At 59.9% G+C, this 15,924-nt stretch carries 18 protein-coding genes; 9 read left to right on the forward strand and 9 right to left on the reverse strand.

Annotated elements, in window-relative coordinates:
* Positions 1 to 324: 324 nt before the first annotated feature.
* The 4 genes from EN906_RS01010 to EN906_RS01025 all read left to right on the forward strand — a co-directional run bounded on the left by EN906_RS01010 (position 325) and on the right by EN906_RS01025 (position 2,892).
* The gene (locus EN906_RS01010) at positions 325 to 630 is read left to right on the forward strand and encodes a hypothetical protein (protein WP_127266474.1); all 306 of its coding nucleotides are present in this window, start codon (positions 325 to 327) and stop codon (positions 628 to 630) included.
* A 340-nt stretch (positions 631 to 970) separates the two neighbouring features.
* Positions 971 to 1,144 carry a hypothetical protein gene (locus EN906_RS01015; protein WP_127266475.1) on the forward strand — a complete coding sequence of 58 codons (174 nt, stop codon included), beginning with the start codon at positions 971 to 973 and terminating at the stop codon, positions 1,142 to 1,144.
* 139 nt (positions 1,145 to 1,283) lie between these two features.
* A complete protein-coding gene (locus tag EN906_RS01020; RefSeq protein ID WP_127266476.1) occupies positions 1,284 to 1,493 on the forward strand; it encodes a hypothetical protein in 210 nt (69 codons plus the stop codon).
* A gap of 574 nt (positions 1,494 to 2,067) precedes the next feature.
* Positions 2,068 to 2,892, forward strand: a complete 825-nt coding sequence (locus tag EN906_RS01025) for a Ku protein (RefSeq protein WP_127266477.1) — start codon at positions 2,068 to 2,070, stop codon at positions 2,890 to 2,892.
* A gap of 150 nt (positions 2,893 to 3,042) precedes the next feature.
* On the opposite strand, the gene EN906_RS01030 is transcribed toward EN906_RS01025, so the two are convergent.
* Complete coding sequence (locus tag EN906_RS01030) at positions 3,043 to 3,423, reverse strand: hypothetical protein (protein WP_164748699.1); 381 nt, start codon at positions 3,421 to 3,423, stop codon at positions 3,043 to 3,045.
* A gap of 465 nt (positions 3,424 to 3,888) precedes the next feature.
* Here EN906_RS01030 and EN906_RS01035 point away from each other — a divergent pair, with 465 nt between their 5' ends.
* Positions 3,889 to 5,055 carry a beta-glucosidase gene (locus EN906_RS01035; protein WP_127266478.1) on the forward strand — a complete coding sequence of 389 codons (1,167 nt, stop codon included), beginning with the start codon at positions 3,889 to 3,891 and terminating at the stop codon, positions 5,053 to 5,055.
* 75 nt (positions 5,056 to 5,130) lie between these two features.
* Here EN906_RS01035 and glf read toward each other — a convergent pair whose 3' ends face one another.
* Both glf and EN906_RS01045 read right to left on the reverse strand, forming a co-directional pair.
* Positions 5,131 to 6,273 carry a UDP-galactopyranose mutase gene (gene glf, locus EN906_RS01040; protein ID WP_127375050.1) on the reverse strand — a complete coding sequence of 381 codons (1,143 nt, stop codon included), beginning with the start codon at positions 6,271 to 6,273 and terminating at the stop codon, positions 5,131 to 5,133.
* A 2-nt stretch (positions 6,274 to 6,275) separates the two neighbouring features.
* The gene (locus EN906_RS01045) at positions 6,276 to 7,448 is read right to left on the reverse strand and encodes a glycosyltransferase (protein ID WP_127266480.1); all 1,173 of its coding nucleotides are present in this window, start codon (positions 7,446 to 7,448) and stop codon (positions 6,276 to 6,278) included.
* A 356-nt stretch (positions 7,449 to 7,804) separates the two neighbouring features.
* Between EN906_RS01045 and EN906_RS01050 the strand changes: the two genes are divergently transcribed.
* The 4 genes from EN906_RS01050 to EN906_RS01065 all read left to right on the forward strand — a co-directional run bounded on the left by EN906_RS01050 (position 7,805) and on the right by EN906_RS01065 (position 11,106).
* The gene (locus EN906_RS01050; protein ID WP_164748700.1) at positions 7,805 to 8,722 is read left to right on the forward strand and encodes a hypothetical protein; all 918 of its coding nucleotides are present in this window, start codon (positions 7,805 to 7,807) and stop codon (positions 8,720 to 8,722) included.
* Between the two features lie 552 nt (positions 8,723 to 9,274).
* Positions 9,275 to 9,883, forward strand: coding sequence for a hypothetical protein (locus EN906_RS01055; protein ID WP_127266481.1), 609 nt, complete (start codon positions 9,275 to 9,277; stop codon positions 9,881 to 9,883).
* A 51-nt stretch (positions 9,884 to 9,934) separates the two neighbouring features.
* On the forward strand, positions 9,935 to 10,270 hold the full coding sequence (locus EN906_RS01060) for a phage holin family protein (protein WP_236383248.1): 336 nt from the start codon (positions 9,935 to 9,937) through the stop codon (positions 10,268 to 10,270).
* On the forward strand, positions 10,267 to 11,106 hold the full coding sequence (locus EN906_RS01065) for a DUF3618 domain-containing protein (protein ID WP_127270405.1): 840 nt from the start codon (positions 10,267 to 10,269) through the stop codon (positions 11,104 to 11,106). Before EN906_RS01060 ends, EN906_RS01065 begins: the two co-directional genes overlap by 4 nt.
* A 78-nt stretch (positions 11,107 to 11,184) precedes the next feature.
* Here EN906_RS01065 and EN906_RS01070 read toward each other — a convergent pair whose 3' ends face one another.
* The 6 genes from EN906_RS01070 to EN906_RS01095 all read right to left on the reverse strand — a co-directional run.
* Complete coding sequence (locus tag EN906_RS01070) at positions 11,185 to 11,601, reverse strand: c-type cytochrome (protein WP_127268124.1); 417 nt, start codon at positions 11,599 to 11,601, stop codon at positions 11,185 to 11,187.
* Positions 11,582 to 12,460 carry a cytochrome c oxidase assembly protein gene (locus EN906_RS01075; protein ID WP_127268123.1) on the reverse strand — a complete coding sequence of 293 codons (879 nt, stop codon included), beginning with the start codon at positions 12,458 to 12,460 and terminating at the stop codon, positions 11,582 to 11,584. Before EN906_RS01075 ends, EN906_RS01070 begins: the two co-directional genes overlap by 20 nt.
* Complete coding sequence (locus EN906_RS37970; protein WP_245473082.1) at positions 12,457 to 12,666, reverse strand: hypothetical protein; 210 nt, start codon at positions 12,664 to 12,666, stop codon at positions 12,457 to 12,459. Before EN906_RS37970 ends, EN906_RS01075 begins: the two co-directional genes overlap by 4 nt.
* 133 nt (positions 12,667 to 12,799) lie before the next feature.
* Entirely contained in the window at positions 12,800 to 13,405 is a 606-nt protein-coding gene (locus tag EN906_RS01085) for a cytochrome c oxidase subunit 3 (protein ID WP_127268121.1), read from the reverse strand.
* A complete protein-coding gene (gene ctaD, locus EN906_RS01090; protein WP_127268120.1) occupies positions 13,402 to 15,372 on the reverse strand; it encodes a cytochrome c oxidase subunit I in 1,971 nt (656 codons plus the stop codon). The genes EN906_RS01085 and ctaD overlap by 4 nt, the downstream gene beginning before the upstream one ends.
* A partial coding sequence (locus tag EN906_RS01095; RefSeq protein WP_127268119.1) for a c-type cytochrome occupies positions 15,369 to 15,924 on the reverse strand: 556 nt, incomplete at its 5' end. The genes ctaD and EN906_RS01095, both read right to left, overlap by 4 nt.

Genomic DNA, 15,924 nt, shown 5'->3' on the forward strand with positions numbered 1-15,924 from the left:
TGTCCCGGCGAAGCGTCGACAAAGACCGATTGGAGCGCGCAGACCGTGAGGCAAAGATTGCTAACGCGGCCGAGAGAGAGGCGCGAGATACAAAAACTGCGCGACTTCGAGAACAACGCTTTGCTGCCGAAGCCAAGGCTTCGCAATCATTCAAGAAAGGTCGATCCAAGGCCTAGGTCGCTTACCCGCTGACGCTCGCCCCGACGCGCGCAAGTGGTGCGGGCCCGTCCAAACGTGAGGTGCGTGCGATTGCGAATTTTTCTTGGAACCGTCTTTTCGCAGCGAAGTTCGGTACCGAAGGGACATTCCAATATGGAGTTGATCATGAAACAGGTTCTTTTGGCTTCAGCCATTATGGTACTGTCAACTGGCCTCGCTGTTGCGCAATCGACCACCACGACCACAGGCGGATCGTCGACCTCGACGACCCAGACAATGCCGAGCACTACGACCGATCAGGGAACGGATTCGACCACCACGAGTGGAACGAACTCTAACTCGAACTCCGCCAAGGACTGCGCTCCAGGTCAACAAACTGGCAGCGCCAAGCAGGCCGCGCCAGGTCAACAGGATACCGATGCTAACTCGGCTGCTCCTGGCCAGATGAAAAAGACCACGGAAGGCTGCTGACGTGTCTTGGAACTGTTGCCCTGTTCCAGATTGATGCAAAGGGGTCGACTCTCAGGGTGTAGCCGCTCTCGAACGCCCGTCGTGCTAGGTCGGCACGGGGGGTCGATACCAGACCAAGGTCTTGTCGTTTCGCGGCGAGTCGCCCGCGAGGTGTGCCGTGTTGGTTCACCCCAGGTGGCACCTGCTTTGCACCGCCCGCGACAGCAGGGGAAACCAACACCCCAGCGAGTCCCATTATCCCAGGGACGGCCCGCCGCTGCCGCTAATGGGACGGCGGGCTTTTTTCTTATTCCATGAAACGAAAGGTCATTCCGTAAGTTGGCTTCCCAAGGAGGAACCAATGAAAAAGGATGGCGACGGCCGTGTGAAGAAGGGCAATGAGCAATTGCTTGCCCGACGTTTGTCTGAAGAAGTCGGCATTTCGGAGCCGGATGCGCGCGGTCTGATCAAGCTTATCGGCACGGATTGGAATTCGCTGCTTCGTGAAGCCCGATTTTTGAAAGAGCGGCATTAGAATGCTCCTGCCTGTCGTGACTAAATTATTATTCAATCGACTCTCGCCAATATGAGCGTAGTCTACTCTCATCGGCGGTAGTTTCAGGGCACCGCCGGCTGTGAGCGAAGAACATGCTTCCGCCCCAACGGAGGAAGCCATGACCGCTCCCGCTACCATCGGCGTTGCAAATCCCGAAGAACTCGCCCTCCTACAGCAGGTGTTTCAGCGGGCCTGCAAAGAGCGTGCGCTAGCAGAAGGCAGCGTCGAGGCCGAGGCACTGAGCGCCCGTCTGATGTGGCTGTTCCAGCACTCCGGAGCCTACTTCGATGAAGCTACTTTCGAAGAGATGCTGCGGGGTGAAGGCTGATGAGCCGCGCACCTTATCTGGACCGCCTGGATGATCTTATTCGCCAGCACAAGGAGCTTTCTGCGCAAGGGGAGATCCTGCGGGCGGAATGTCGACTGAGTTGCTATGTCTTGGAGGAATCGGCCGATGACCTACGGGGAATAGTTGGCAGGGCTTGGGACGCCAGAGTAGCACGGCTTCGCCGTGATACTATTCGGTCCGGGAACGTGATTACCGTTGCAACTCGGGTATAAATTGCGCCATGTTCACAACAAGTCCTCCAGGCTTAATTGTAGCATTCCCCTTATGCCGGTAGCGTATGCGTCAGGTCATTCGGCCCACGCTTGTGTCCAGTTAAGGTCGGCACGGTCACTCAACCCGAGCTTGGTCCGCTTGATCCTGCCGACTCCCTTACGCGAACGCTTTTTGTCGCACTGAGCCAGAGCTCCGATGCATTTGAAGCACCCTTGAGCACCTCGTGTGCTTGTGAAAGCAACGTCTGCTCCTGCGATCGGGTGGAAAGACGCCGGCGCACGTCGCGGAACAGAACCGTGTGCCTGACGTTGTGCCGAGATCGAGGTCTAGGAGAAACGGCATGGTTGCGCCACGCGCTGTGTGGAAGGGCTTTCTGAGGGTCGGTTCCGTGTCATGCGGGGTGAAGATAGTTGGTGCCACAAGTGAGGCATCCAAGATCCACTTCAAGATTTTGAACCGCAAGGACGGTTTACCCGTCAAAAGCGCTTATGTCGATGAAGAGACCGGCGATGTTGTCGAAGCCGAGGATCAGATCAAAGGGTATGAGGCGGACAAGGGTGATTTCATTCACGTCGAGCCGGACGAGATAAAGAAACTGAAACTGACGTCGCAGCATACACTTGACATCGATTCCTTCGTTCCGGTTGCCGAAATCGACACACGCTTTCTGGAGAAGCCATACTACTTGATCCCGGCAGACGGTGCCTCTCTGGAGGCCTTTGCCGTCCTGCGCGATGCGATGGCCAAGAAGCGCGTTGCGGCACGCTCCTGCGTCGTACTTTATCAGCGCGGGCGCGAAGTATTGATACAGCCCCTTGGAAAAGGGATGTTGCTGACCGAGCTACGGACCCACAATGAGATGACATCGGAAGACACCGTCTTCAATGACGTGAAAAGCCCAAAATACGATGCGGATCTGCTCGAAATCGCGGGGCTTCTCATCGACAAGAAAGTAACAAAGTTCGATCCTTCGAAATTCGAGGACACCTACGAGGATGCGTTGATTGCCATGATCGACGCCAAGCGCAAGGGCAAAAAACCGCCGAAACCAGCGCCGAAACCCAAGGAGAACGTGGTCGACCTGGCCTCGGTTCTCCGAAAGAGCCTCGCCAAGGAAGGCATCGGCCAAGACCGGCCAAAGGCCAAGAGCCGCAAATCAGCATAGTCAAAGATAGCGATCACCAACGCGGCGGTGCTGAAAAGAACCAGTGCAATTGCAGTGCTAGGTTAGAAGCGTACTGGGTGTGAGCAAAGTTCATGTTGGCGCCGAAGCGATGCGCGATAAAGAGGCGCAGGCCCAACGGCCGCTGGATCTTCAGGCCGTGAGCCCAGCCTCACGCCTCAAACGTTGAAGCCGTTCGCTCGGCACTCGACGCCGTGCATGCTGCCCGTCGGAGGCGTGAGCGTTGACCGCGCCTTCATCTACAGTGACTGGCAAAGGTACGATCGTCACAGCCGGCACCATATCCCTCCATAGAGCTTGCGGCTTGCTCGGGACTGCGACTGATTCATGCCGATCGTCGGTGCGTTGCGATGGCACTTGGTAGGAAGGGTCTGCCCTGATCACCGGCTCCAGATCGTGGGGGAAGTTCGGCGCATGGACGGGCAGTGCTTCGGCCGAATTTTCGCCCTTTTGAGTGATGGCCGGAAGCATTTCAGCGATCTCGATCAGGATATCTTTGACCAGATGTCTCATCTGTGCGCCCGCCCGCTGCGGCCATTGCTATGGCGATCAAACTTGCTGAGGCAACCAATGTTCCCGCTTGAAGCGAATGACGGGCTTTACCGGGAAAGATCGGCGGAGCGGCTCCTGAGATACTCCAGGCGACGTCGCTGCGATCCTCTCGCCTGGCATGATCGATGTCGGAAAGTCGAATTTGAACGTACTGTTCCTTGCCTTCGTCGGAGCGGTGGATGATCCGATGACGGCTGTGTGCCTCGCCCCCCGACTTCCCTTGCCAGCTTCTTCCCTGGCTGCTGTCTGGCCTCCGGTGGGTTCGATCGGGAACAAAGGCTCGACCATCCGGTTTGGTACCATCCCGTTAAGCACAAGACTAATGTGCAGCCTGACGGATGAGAGACGGCTGCCGGATTGCTATGGCTGTTCCCGATCTGCATTCGGCAGCCGAGATTGAGCCCAAATGCCCTAAGGAGACTTCGCATGAGCGAAGCAGGACACAGCGCAGGCAATGAGGTGACTTCGATTGCGGGCACGTCGCCGTTCGCCAGTTTTTTCATGGCTGGCTTCGAGTGCTCGTCGCACCGGCGCAAGGACGGCGTTCGCCTCGATCTTATCCGCGCGACGTCGCATTATTTGCATGCCCTGGGCGACTACCGCAGTTGCGCCGAACTCGGTCTTCGTACCATCCGCGACGGCTTGCGCTGGCACCTCATCGAAACCGCTCCTGGAACCTATGACTGGTCAAGCTGGACGCCGATGGTCGAAGCAGCGCAATCGGCAGGTGTCCGGATCATCTGGGACATCTTCCACTACGGATCTCCCGACCATGTTGATCAGGGATCGATGCATTTCATCGATGCCTATGCCTCGTTCGCCGCGGAAGCTGTGAGGGTTCATCGTTCAATCGCCGGTACAGCGCCTCTGTTGTGCCCGATCAACGAAATTTCGTTTTTCGCCTGGGCTGTTGAGGTCGGCTATTTCCCCCGCGTCGGCCCGAAGAGGCGGGGATGGTTCAAGCGGCACCTCGTGAAAGCAGCAATAGCCGGCGTTCGCGCGATGCGGGAGGTCGATCCCGCTTGCAGATTTGTCTGGGCCGAGCCGCTTATCCACATCGCTCCTCGCGACCGGACCCGCACCGAACGGCGCCGGGCCGAAAATGCCCGTCAGGGACAGTTCGAAGCTTACGACATGCTGCTGGGCCGGGCCGAACCTGAGCTGGGTGGGAGCGAAGATGTCGTCGACGTCGTTGGCTTGAATTTTTATCCACACAATCAGTGGTACCTAAACGGGCCGACGATTCCGATGGGGCATCACGAGTACCGTGCCCTATCGGAGATGCTGATCGAAGTCGCGCATCGATACAGCAAGCCTATGTTCATCGCCGAGACCGGCTCCGAGGGGTCTGGCGGGCCGGCTTGGCTCCACTATGTCTGCGACGAGGTGCGTGCCGCAGAAAGCCTCAAAGCCCCGATCGAAGGTATTTGCCTTTACCCGGTAACCGCCTATCCGGGCTGGGACAATTCGCGGCATGCGGAGGTGGGATTGTTTTCAGTCGTCCAGGCGGACGGCAGCCGACACGTCCACAAGCCCGTCGCGGACGAATTGGCCCGCCAGCAAGCTTTGTTCGCGGCGAACCCGACGCGTTAAATACATGAGCTGCACGAGGGACTGCGCGAGCGCCTGTCGGCCCCGCGCCGATGCTCCCGGGTCCAGGTGGGGGAGCTACAGCGCCCCTTCGGCCAACGACGCATTCCCCACGCCCGCCCATTCCGGGACGCTCTTTTGAATGCGTGCGAAGGTTGCCAGGGCCTGCCCGACCACCTGATCCATGTTGTAGTAGCGGTAGGTTGCCAGGCGGCCGACAAACCACACGTCGGGACAGGTTGCGGCGAGCGCTTCGTAGCGCTTGTAGAGCTCTTCGTTTTCGGCCCGCGGCACCGGATAGTACGGGTCCCCGATATCGGTGGGATATTCGTATGTCAGGCTGGTCCGCACGCTCCGTTGGCCGGTCAAATGTTTGTATTCGGTGATGCGGGTGTAATCTTCCGTCTGGGGGTAGTTGACGACGGCAACCGGCTGAAACTGCTCTTGGTCGAGTGTGACGTGCTCGAAACGGAGCGAACGATAAGGAAGACGCCCTAGCTGCCAGCCGAAATATTCGTCGATCGGGCCGGTATAGATCAGGCGGTTGAAGGGTATCTTGTCACGAATTTCGCGGAAGTCGGTCTGCAGCATGACCTTGATGTTCGGGTGACCGAGCATGCGCTCGAACATCCTCGTGTATCCACCGGCAGGCATCTTCTGGAAGCTGTCGCTGAAATAGCGATCATCGCGGTTGGTCCTGGTCGGCACTCGTGCCGTCACTGATTTGCTCAGCTGGTTCGGATCGACGCCCCATTGCTTCCTTGTATAACCACGGAAGAACTTCTCGTAGAGCTCGCGTCCCACGGTGCTGACGACAACATCCTCGGCCGTTCGCACGTCCTCTACCGTCTCGCGCCGCGATGCGAAGAACTCCTCCAACTGTGCGGAATTCAACTCGAGGCCATAAAGGCGGTTTATCGTGTCGAGATTGATCGGGATGGGAAGCAGTTTCCCGTCAACCGCCGCCAGAACCCTGTGCTCGTATGTGCGCCATTGGGTGAACTGCGAGAGGTAGTCCACGATCGACTGGCTGTTGGTGTGAAAAATATGGGGCCCGTAACGATGGATGAGGATGCCGGCTTCATTGTAGCAATCGTAGGCGTTGCCGCCGACATGGCTGCGGCGGTCGACCAGGAGAACGCTTTCATGACGCTGGGAGGCTATCCTGTCAGCAAGCACGCTGCCGGCAAACCCCGCGCCCACGATCAGCCAATCGAACATGGCTATGCGCTCCTGCGGAGCGGGACGACCTTCTTGCGTCGGTAGGCGCCCTCAATGTGAGCGGCCATGGCCTTCCATGTTCTTTCCCACGACATGTCAGCCAGATAGGCATCGACTTGCGGCAGCAGCATCTCGCGCGGTCGCAAAAGCAGGGAGCGCAGCTTGCTGTCCAAGTCGTCAATGTCGGCGATCTCCACCAGCCCAGCAGCGCCGTAGCTGCGCACAACGTCAACGATTGCCGTCGAGATCACCGGCAGGCCCGCCGCCAGAAACTCTGGCGTCTTGGTTGGGCTGATGAACCGGGTCGCTTCGTTGAGCGCAAACGGCATCCACCCGGCATCCCAATGGCGCAGATAATCGGGCAGGTCGCAGTAGGCCTTCGCGCCCAACCAATGCAGATTGTCGGCCTTCGGCAGGATTGCAGGATCGATTTTGACAACGGGGCCGATCATGACGAAATGCACGTCCGGCATGGTCCGCGCCGCTAGCGCCACGAGGTCGACGTCCAGCCGCTCGTCGATGACGCCGAAATACCCCACCCTCGGGTGAGGAATGCCGGCCTGATCGATGGGGTCCTTTCCTGGCAGCCTTGCCTTGTGAAAGTGTTTGACATCGATGCTGCTCGGAAAGGGGTAAATGGCCTGATGCAGGCGGCGCTTGGTCTCGAACAGGCTCAGGCCACCGGTGAAAACGAGATCGGCGCGGCGCAGAAGTTCCTTTTCCATCTGCGCCAGTTCGGGCGGTGCATTCTTGAAGGCGGAGAGTTCGTCCATGCAGTCGTAGACGCATATGTCTGGGTCAAGGAACTCCGTGAAGCGAAGAGCCATCGGCGTGTAGTACCAGGCGATCAGCCGGCTGTGCGGCATAGAAGCTATGATCTGCTGAACAAATCTCCGCTGGACGGCATCTGATTTCGCGGCCGACGCGCCGAGCGGAAGCACTGGTGTCACAATTAGAATGTTTGGCGACGCCTCGCTCGTCCGCATCAGCGGCTGTGGCAGTTCTTCAAAAACAGGCTCTTCAAAGTAGATCACTCTCTGCTTCATGGATGCAAGAGTGAGGATATGCTGCGGCCGTTGATGAACGAAATTCCATCGCAAATGGGAGAAGCAAACCAGTAGATTTTCCCTGCCAACGTGTTTACTGGCGGATACCCTGCCCAAGGCTGCTTCCATTGAGATGTTCCTTCTCGTAATCTTTGGTTTATGTTACGACTAACATTTGTTAATAGCGGGTCGAGGAGAAATAGACTTCGATGCCAGCTCCTAACTTTCCCGCGCGTGAGTTGTTCCAAGGTGAAGTGAAGTGCTCTCAGTCACCGCTCGGATGACGAATGCGACGACATTTCCGCGGAGCTGAGAACGGCCACCACGCGTCGCCGGGCTTTGAAAGCGTGAGCGACGGGGGAATGTCGGTGGAGAACTGACCTGCCGTATTTGCGTTTAAGTCGCTGGTTATAAAATGTGCAGGACATCAAGTTGATTCGCCCGCATCACTGGCGAGTCCGTGCCAGGCGAATTCCGGGGCTGATATGAAGATCGACTTTTCAACCAATGTTTTTCCGCTGTTTCATCCGCAAAGCGTGGATGATCTCAAAGACCCTTGCCCCGTCTTTGATGGCAGCCTGTGGCACGTCTTCGGCTCGAGCGGCACGGTGACCAGCGAGACGTGGAGGATCCTGCATGCCACGGCGCCGGAACTTTATGGGCCGTGGACCGAGCATCAGTCGATCGAGCTTCCTATCAATGGGAGTGGTGTTGCGGCTCCGGGGGTCATTCACGAAAGTGGCGTCTTTCACATGTTCATCCAGACCGAGTTCATGAAGTCTGGTGGCCGCTGCGAGCATGCGGTTTCCAATGACGGGTTCCATTGGGTGGTTCTTAGCCCGGCAATCCTCGCCATCCCGGACACGGAGGAAGATGGCATTTACGATCCGCATCCCGCAGTTATTGGCGGCAAGCGCTACCTCGTCTATTCCGCCATGCCAAAATTCACCAGGGTGCCACAGCCCGACATCTATCTCGCGCGTAGCCAATCCGATTCATGGTTCGGCCCTTGGAAGCGGATCGGCAAGATCCTCGACCATAATGAAGTTCCTCACCACAACACGAGAGAGGATCCCGACTACGAATGGGGGATAGAGGGCGCACAACTGGTCGAATTGCCGGATGGCCGCGTGCTTCTCAATGCCACTTGCTTTCTCCCGAATGGCCTTCGGGGAAACCGGCAACGCGTGTTTTTTGCCATCGCCGATGATGTTGCTGGACCCTATGTGTCGATGGGACCGGTGCTGGAACCAGGCCAGCCGGGAGAGAACGGCCACTCGACCGTGATGATCGAAGGGGGCCAACTTTCGCTGTTTTACCAAAGCCGGGTCGCCACGACCGATCATCGGTGGCGCTACGGCTTGGCCAGATGCGACGTCGCCCTGTTTTCCAAGGTTGCATGATTTAGGTGTTGCTCGGACGGAACAATCCGTCGGAGCGCGTGCACACGACACCATGCAGCAGTCGCTCGCGGCGTTCGAAGACATGGGCGAACTGAATATCTCTGCTCCTTCCCGCAGGAGAATGAAACATCAGCACGTATTCTATGCCTTCATCCTCGCTTCGTTGAAGGCGTCTAACAGCGCAGGGACGTGCCGGGCGTCCAGAGCGAGCAGATGATCGACAGGCGGACAGCCGAATAGACAAAGGTCAGCCAAAGCCGAGGCAACCGGCGGCCTTCCGCTCGACCCGTGCGCAGTCGGGAGCACAAGGTTTGTACTCGAGCCACTGAAGCTCCGCACGAGGGGCAGCTCAGCTCATTCCTGATTGTTGCGTGCCTGACGAGCTCTCCGTTTCAGCCTGATCATAAATGCTTTCACCTAGTGGAACATCGGAGGTTCCACGAAGTTGGGAAGCCACGGAGGACGTGCACATGAACAGTGTCATCTATCTTATCGGCCTTATCGTTGTCGTGCTCGCGGTCCTCTCCTTCCTCGGTCTTCACTAGGTGGCCCATGCAGCATGAGAACGATCAGGGCGGACAGCCCACCGATTTCGACAAGGCGAAAAGCGACGTTTCCGACAGGCTTCGCCAGGAACAAGAACGTGCCAGCGAGCTGCTTCACGACGCGCGTGACACGGTGACCCGTAAGGCTGGCGATTATGCATCTGAAGCCAGGGATGCGATTTCCGACAAGGCGGAGGAAGCTCAGCGCGACATCGGATCGAGTCTGGCGGCGCTGGGCGGCGCACTGCGCGCGGCCAGTGACCATCTGGCCAACAACGATGAAAGGAACGCATCGAAGTTCGCATTGGATGCCGCCGGTGGCTTGGAGCGGCTTTCATCGTCATTGAAACAGAAACCGTTCGGCCAGGTCCTGGAGGACGTGCAGTCCTTTGGCCGGCAAAATCCCGGTGTCCTGCTTGCCGGATCGGTATTGGCCGGATTGGCTCTCGGGCGGTTCATCAAGGCTTCTCCGCCGGCGGGTCCAGAATTCCAGGATGCTGCGGGAGACCTCAAATCACACACCGATCAGGCACAGGGTTGGTCCGTTGATCGTTCGCAGGATTCGGGCCTCGTCGGCGATGATGGGGCCACGCAGAACGCGGAGCAGGACAGATGAACACCCAGGACAATCCCAGCCTTACCGGACTGATCACCGACTTGGCCCAGAATGTCACCACTGGTGCAAACCGAGGCAAGGCTGTTTCGGGCGGAGCTCTCTGAAAAGCTTGCCAAAGCCGGAGCAGGTGCCGCGGAAGTACTGGGCGGCGCGATTTGCCTGCTCGCCGCGCTATTGGTGTTGCTGCAGGCACTCGTTATCGCACTGACGCGGGCAGGGCTAGGCGCGGGGTGGTCTTCCCTGCTGGTCGGTGTGGTCGTGGCGGTCCTCGGCGTCATCCTGCTGCGGACCGGGATGGCCAGCATGGCGCCTTCGGAACTTACCCCCGACCGGACCCAGGAACAGCTTAAGCGCGACGCGAGCGTGATCAAGGAACAGGTGAGATGAAAGAGAAATCCGCAGCCGAACTTGAACGCGAGGCCGAGGCAGCCCGCGCCCGGGTGATGGAGACCGCCGAATCCATTCGAGGCAAGATGACGCCCGGACAATTGCTGGATGAGTTCACCGGGCTGTTCTCGGGAGGGGAGAGCTCGGCCATGCTCAGCAATCTCAGAACGCAGGTCCGAGACAATCCTTTGCCGGTCACCATGGTGGGCGCAGGTCTGGCTTGGCTGATGTTCGGCAGCGGTACCTCAAACACCCCCCACGGTTCGGCTGGATACTCCATGCCTTCGGCGCCGGGACGACATGATGACGGGGAGCGTGGAGGCCTTGGCAGCACGCTTTCCGATGCCGCCACATCGTTGTCGTCGGCTGCTACCAGCGTCAGCGATACCGTTTCGAGCGCGGCAAGCAACGCCGCCGAGGGTTTGACGGGCAGCACGGCCACTGCAAGATCGGTGACCGGCGAGATGGCGGCGAAAACCACCCGCTCTGCCCAAGAACTGTTTGAGAACCAACCCTTGGCCGTAGCGGCCGCCGGTCTCGCCATCGGCGCCGCCATAGGTGCAATGCTGCCCCATACCGCAACGGAGGATGAGCAACTAGGCGCCTATGGCGACAAGCTTCGCGACACCGCCGAAACCATGCTCGACAGGGGTCTGGATGAAGCCAAGCAGGTCGCCGCCGACGCCTATGAGACCATCAAGCAGGAAGCTGGCCGGAAAAATATGGAAGCAGGCACGATGGCCGATCAGCTCGGCGAGGTCGTGAAGTCCACGGCAGACAAAACCGAGCATGCCGTGCGTGAACGGATTTCCGATCCGTCTCAGCGTCAAACCTAGCTTGAATGATCCTGGATCAACGATAGTCGGTCTCTTCAGAAGGGCCGGCGTTGTTGTTCAAACGGTGAACCGCTCGAGTCATTTCAGAGCGTAGAGGTAAGCCGCGATATCGCGCGCCTGCTGCTCTGTTATCCGGGTCGACGGCATGGCGGTGTGCGGATTGATTTCCCTGGCCGATCGTATCCAGCGGATCAGGTTCTCTGGATTGTTGGCCAGCCCGCCGCCGATAAAGACGCGGTCAGCAAGACTGGCATCCAGGCGAGGACCGACCTGCCCTTGCGCGCCCGGCACGCCCGTAATCGTATGGCAGCCGGAACAGCCATTCGCAGTCATGATCGGCAAGGCCCTCGCAGTGTCACCGCCTGTGGCCGCCTCCGCCTCGTGGCGGACGCGCGCGGCCCGATCGGACCACCAGGTCATTCCGGCCACGGCCGCGACGAGCAGCACCAGCGCGGCGATGACGGCGGCAAGCAGTTTAGACACGCTCGTACGCATGCGCCGCCTCCCTCCTTCCGCTCGCCTTGATCCACAACGCGGCCAGCAGCAGCGCTGCGCCGCCATATATCAATCCAGCCGGAACCCACATCACCAGCCCAGCAAGTTGCTGGTCCTCCAGGGGGCTCAAATTCCACAGTGCCGCTCCCACGGCGTTCTCCGGGTACCAGAGGCGTGGCGAGAGCAACAGGAGAACGCCGAGCAGCCCGGTATGCAGCGAGGTGACAAAGAGGTGCATCACTGCGCTCCCATAGGCATGCTGGCGGCCGGGACGCGGCAAGAGGACCCACCAGAACAGCAGCCCTGTTCCGAAGAAGCTCGCGTGCTGTGCATAGTGCAGTACGCCGCGTTCGAGCGCGGCCTCGAACAACACCGGAATGTGCCAAATCCATATAGCAATGCCGTGGATAATGGTCGCGCTGATCGGCCGCGTTGCGAAGGCCCAGACCACCCTCAGCCAATTGGCGTGTCCGGCAATTCCCAGAACGCGCCGGAACCGGATGGGTAGGCCCCACATCAAGGCCGCAGTCGGGCAGGCAGAGACCAACAGCGGCGCCGCCACGGCCATCAGCAGTTCATGCTCGATCATATGCGCCGCAAAGACCTGCTCGCCGAGCACATGAATCGGGCTGACCAATGCGGCTGTCAACACGCTCCATCCGGCCGTGAACAGCAGAGCCTGGCGCAGCCGCAGAGTCCTGCCGCGGCTGCTGCGCCGCCAAAGCCGGCCAGCGCCAACGACATATATCAGGGCAAGCACGGCGAGTGGCAGGGTGATGGGCAGCGCGAGCGTCCACCCGGCCCCGGGCGCGGCGGCGCCGTAGCAGATGGAAGTAGGGAACAGCGCGTCCAGGTTCATCGCAGGCACTCATCCAGGATCAGCGCCGCGCTGCCTTGCATGAGGATCACAAGCGCAAACAGCAACGCCGACAACATCCCGAGATTGGCGACGAAGCGCTCTGTGCCGCGCGTACGCTCCGGCTTGAATGCGGCACCGCCTCGCTGCTTCGCCCGCCACGACAGCGCCCCGCCGAGCAGCGACAACAAGACGAGCAGCAGCGCCACGGGAAGCACGACCGGCACCTGGCGGTTGCATTGCCAAGGCACCAGCGCATAATTCAGCTGTGTCGAGACCGCCCAGGCCAGCGGACCTGACAGAAGACCACCCCAAGACGTTCCCAACCGTAACGCTCGCATCTCAGCCTAGCCTCGGCGCCCAATAGATGAGCACGTAGATCGGGATCCAGGTCAGGACCACGAAATCCCAGTAGAAGACATTGTCGCCGACATCGCCGAAGCGCCGGCCGCTATAGCCGTGGCGCGTGAACATCAGCACTGTCAGCACGATGGTGTCGCCGACATCGGTTATAAGGTGCGTGGTGTGCAGGCCAAGCAGCACCCAGAGCATCGATCCATAGGCGTTGGTGTCCCAATAGATGTTGAGGGCGGGGAATTCGAACCAGCGCACGACGAGCGGAGCGATGCCGAGCAGCGACATAACCACCAGGCCGATCCGCACCGGAACCATGGAGCATTGCTTGGCGTGGCGGTGGAGGACGTGGTTGGGCACAAGGCTGACGACAAACAAAATCGTCACGATCGTTCCGGGCCAATGGTCAGGCTGCGGTGCGCTAAGCCGCCACGCTGGCCACGACAGCGCAAGATAGAGATATGCGCCCGCTGCCAGCGCGAAACCGGTGCCTTCCAAAGCCATGAAGCCGAGCGTGCCCCACCAGGTGGGGCTGCGCGGACCGTGCCCGAAGGTCGGCAGGCCAGAAAGATCGGCGGCGGCGCGCTGCTTCATTCCTGGTCCTCCGGATCGCCCTTGGGCCAGAACCAACCGATCAACGTGATGGCGATCGGCGCGGCGCCCCAGACGATCGCCCAAGGCGTGAAGATCGAATAGAGAAACGTGCCGCCGACGGCTAGCGCCGCAAAAAGCGGCCAGATCGACGGTGTGGCCGATTTCTCGCGAATATCGGGATAAGCTTCGGCCAAGGTCGAGATGAGGAGTTCGCGCGCATCGACGCGGAGCCCGGTCGCTACAGGGAGCGCCTCGCGCTCGGCCCAGAGCGGCTCGATATGGGTAACCATGGGAATGCGTGCGAAATTATAGCTCGGCGGTGGCGAGGACGTTGCCCACTCCAAGGTTCCTGCGTCCCACGGGTTGTTGCCGGCCAGGGTGCCTTTGAGCGCGCCATGCACCAGATTGAAAGTGAACAGGACAAAGCTCAGGAAAAAGAGCAGCGCCCCGGCAGAGATGAAAAGGTTGATGTTGCCCCAGCCAAGCTCGGCCGGATAGGTGTAGACCCTTCGTGGCATGCCCCATAGGCCGACGAGATGCATCGGGAAAAAGGCCGCATTGAACCCGATGAAGGCCAGCCAGAAATGCCACCGTCCAAGGCGTTCGCTCATCATGCGGCCGGTGATCTTCGGGAACCAGAAATAAGCCGCGCCAAGCAGCGGGAACACCGAGCCGCCGATCAGCACGTAATGGAAATGCGCGACGACGAAATAGGTGTCGTGCACCTGAAGATCCAGTGGCACCGAGGCGAGCATGACGCCGGTTAGCCCGCCGATGACGAAGATGAAGAAGAAGCCGAAGACGAACAGCAATGGCGTCCGGATCACCGGCCGGCGGTCCCAAAGTGTTGCAAGCCAGCAGAAGATCTGCACGCCGTTTGGAATCGCGATCAGCATGCTGGATGCGGTGAAGAAACTGGCGCCGAGCTTAGGCAATCCCGTGGCGAACATGTGGTGAACCCAGAGCCCGAACGACAGGAAGCCGACTGCGATAAGCGACAGGACCAGCCCGAGATGACCGAATGTCGGTCGCCTGGCGAAAACAGGAATGATCGCGGACACCATGCCCGTCGCCGGCAGGAAGATGATGTAAACCTCCGGATGGCCGAAGAACCAGAAGAGGTGTTGGAACAGCAGAGCATCCCCACCTTCCGCCGGGTTGAAGATGTGCGTGCCGACCAGCCGGTCAAGGATCAGGAAAGTCGAGGTGATCATCACCGCCGGCATCGCGAAGATGACGACGAAAGAAGTGACCAGCATCGCCCAGACATAGAGCGGGATCTTGTCCAGCGACATCCCGGGGGCCCGCTGCTTGAACACCGTGACGATGGTTGCCACCGCGACGGCCAGTGACGACACTTCGGTATAGGTGATCATCTGCGCCCAGACATCGGCGCGCTTGCCCGGTGCGAATTCGGGTCCGGACAGCGGCACGTAAGCGAACCAGCCCACATCAGGAGCCATGTTGAGGGCAAACGACACCCAGGCGAAAGCGCCGCCCGAGACGTAGATCCAATAGCTGAACGCGTTCAGGCGCGGAAACGCGATGTTGCGGGTGCCCACCATCAGCGGCACCAGGTAGATCCCGGTCGCCTGCACGATGGGCACGGCGAACAGAAACATCATCGTAACGCCATGCATGGTGAACAGCTGGTTGTAGAGGTCGGGCCCGATCAGGCCGCGTTGCGGTCCCGAAAGCTGGATACGCATGGCGACAGCGTTGAGACCGCCAAGACCAAGGAAGACGAAAGCGGTGATCAAATAGCGTCGTGCGATCACCTTGTGATCGACGCTCGAGAGCGCTCCGACGATGCCGGACGGCGTCCGCCAGGTGCGCTCGAGCCAGCGATGCAGGCTGGCATCATCCATGCCGGTATCGCGGGGGCCGTCACGTTCGGGAGCAAGGTCGCCCTTGGCGGGGTCTGGTTCCGGGATGTGGCGGTCGCCTGTGACATCGGCGCTGCTCATTTCAGCCCCTCGAGATAAGCGACGATTGCGTTGAGCTCGTCGCCGTTGAGATCTGCCACTGGCATGTGGGAACCCGGCTTGATGCCTTGCGGGTCGGCTATCCAGGCGGCGAGATTGCCGCGGCTCATCGTCAGCGTTCCGGCCGCCAATGTTTTCCGGCTGGCGATGTGGGTGAGGTCGGGAGCCACCGTTCCGCCGGCCGGCGTTCCCCCGATCCTGTGGCACATCACGCAGGGGCGTTTGAGGAACAGGTCTGCGCCGGCCTTGGCTTCGCCGCTCGCCGGCGCGCCGGCCGGCTGCAACTGGTCGTTCAGCCACGCATCGAATTTCGGGCGCGGTTCGGCGATGATGAAGGTGCCCATATTGGCGTGCTGCGCACCGCAGAATTCAGCGCATTGACCACGGTAGACGCCCGGCTTGTCGGCCTTGATATCCAACACGTTCATGTGGCCGGGGATAAGATCGAGTTTGCCGGCCAAGCTTGGGATCCAGAAGGAATGGATCACATCGGTCGAGGTCAATAGCAGCCGCACCGGCTCGCCGGCAGGGATA

It is taken from the genome of Mesorhizobium sp. M7A.F.Ca.CA.004.06.1.1 (genome assembly GCF_003999135.1).
Classification (GTDB): Bacteria; Pseudomonadota; Alphaproteobacteria; order Rhizobiales; family Rhizobiaceae; genus Mesorhizobium.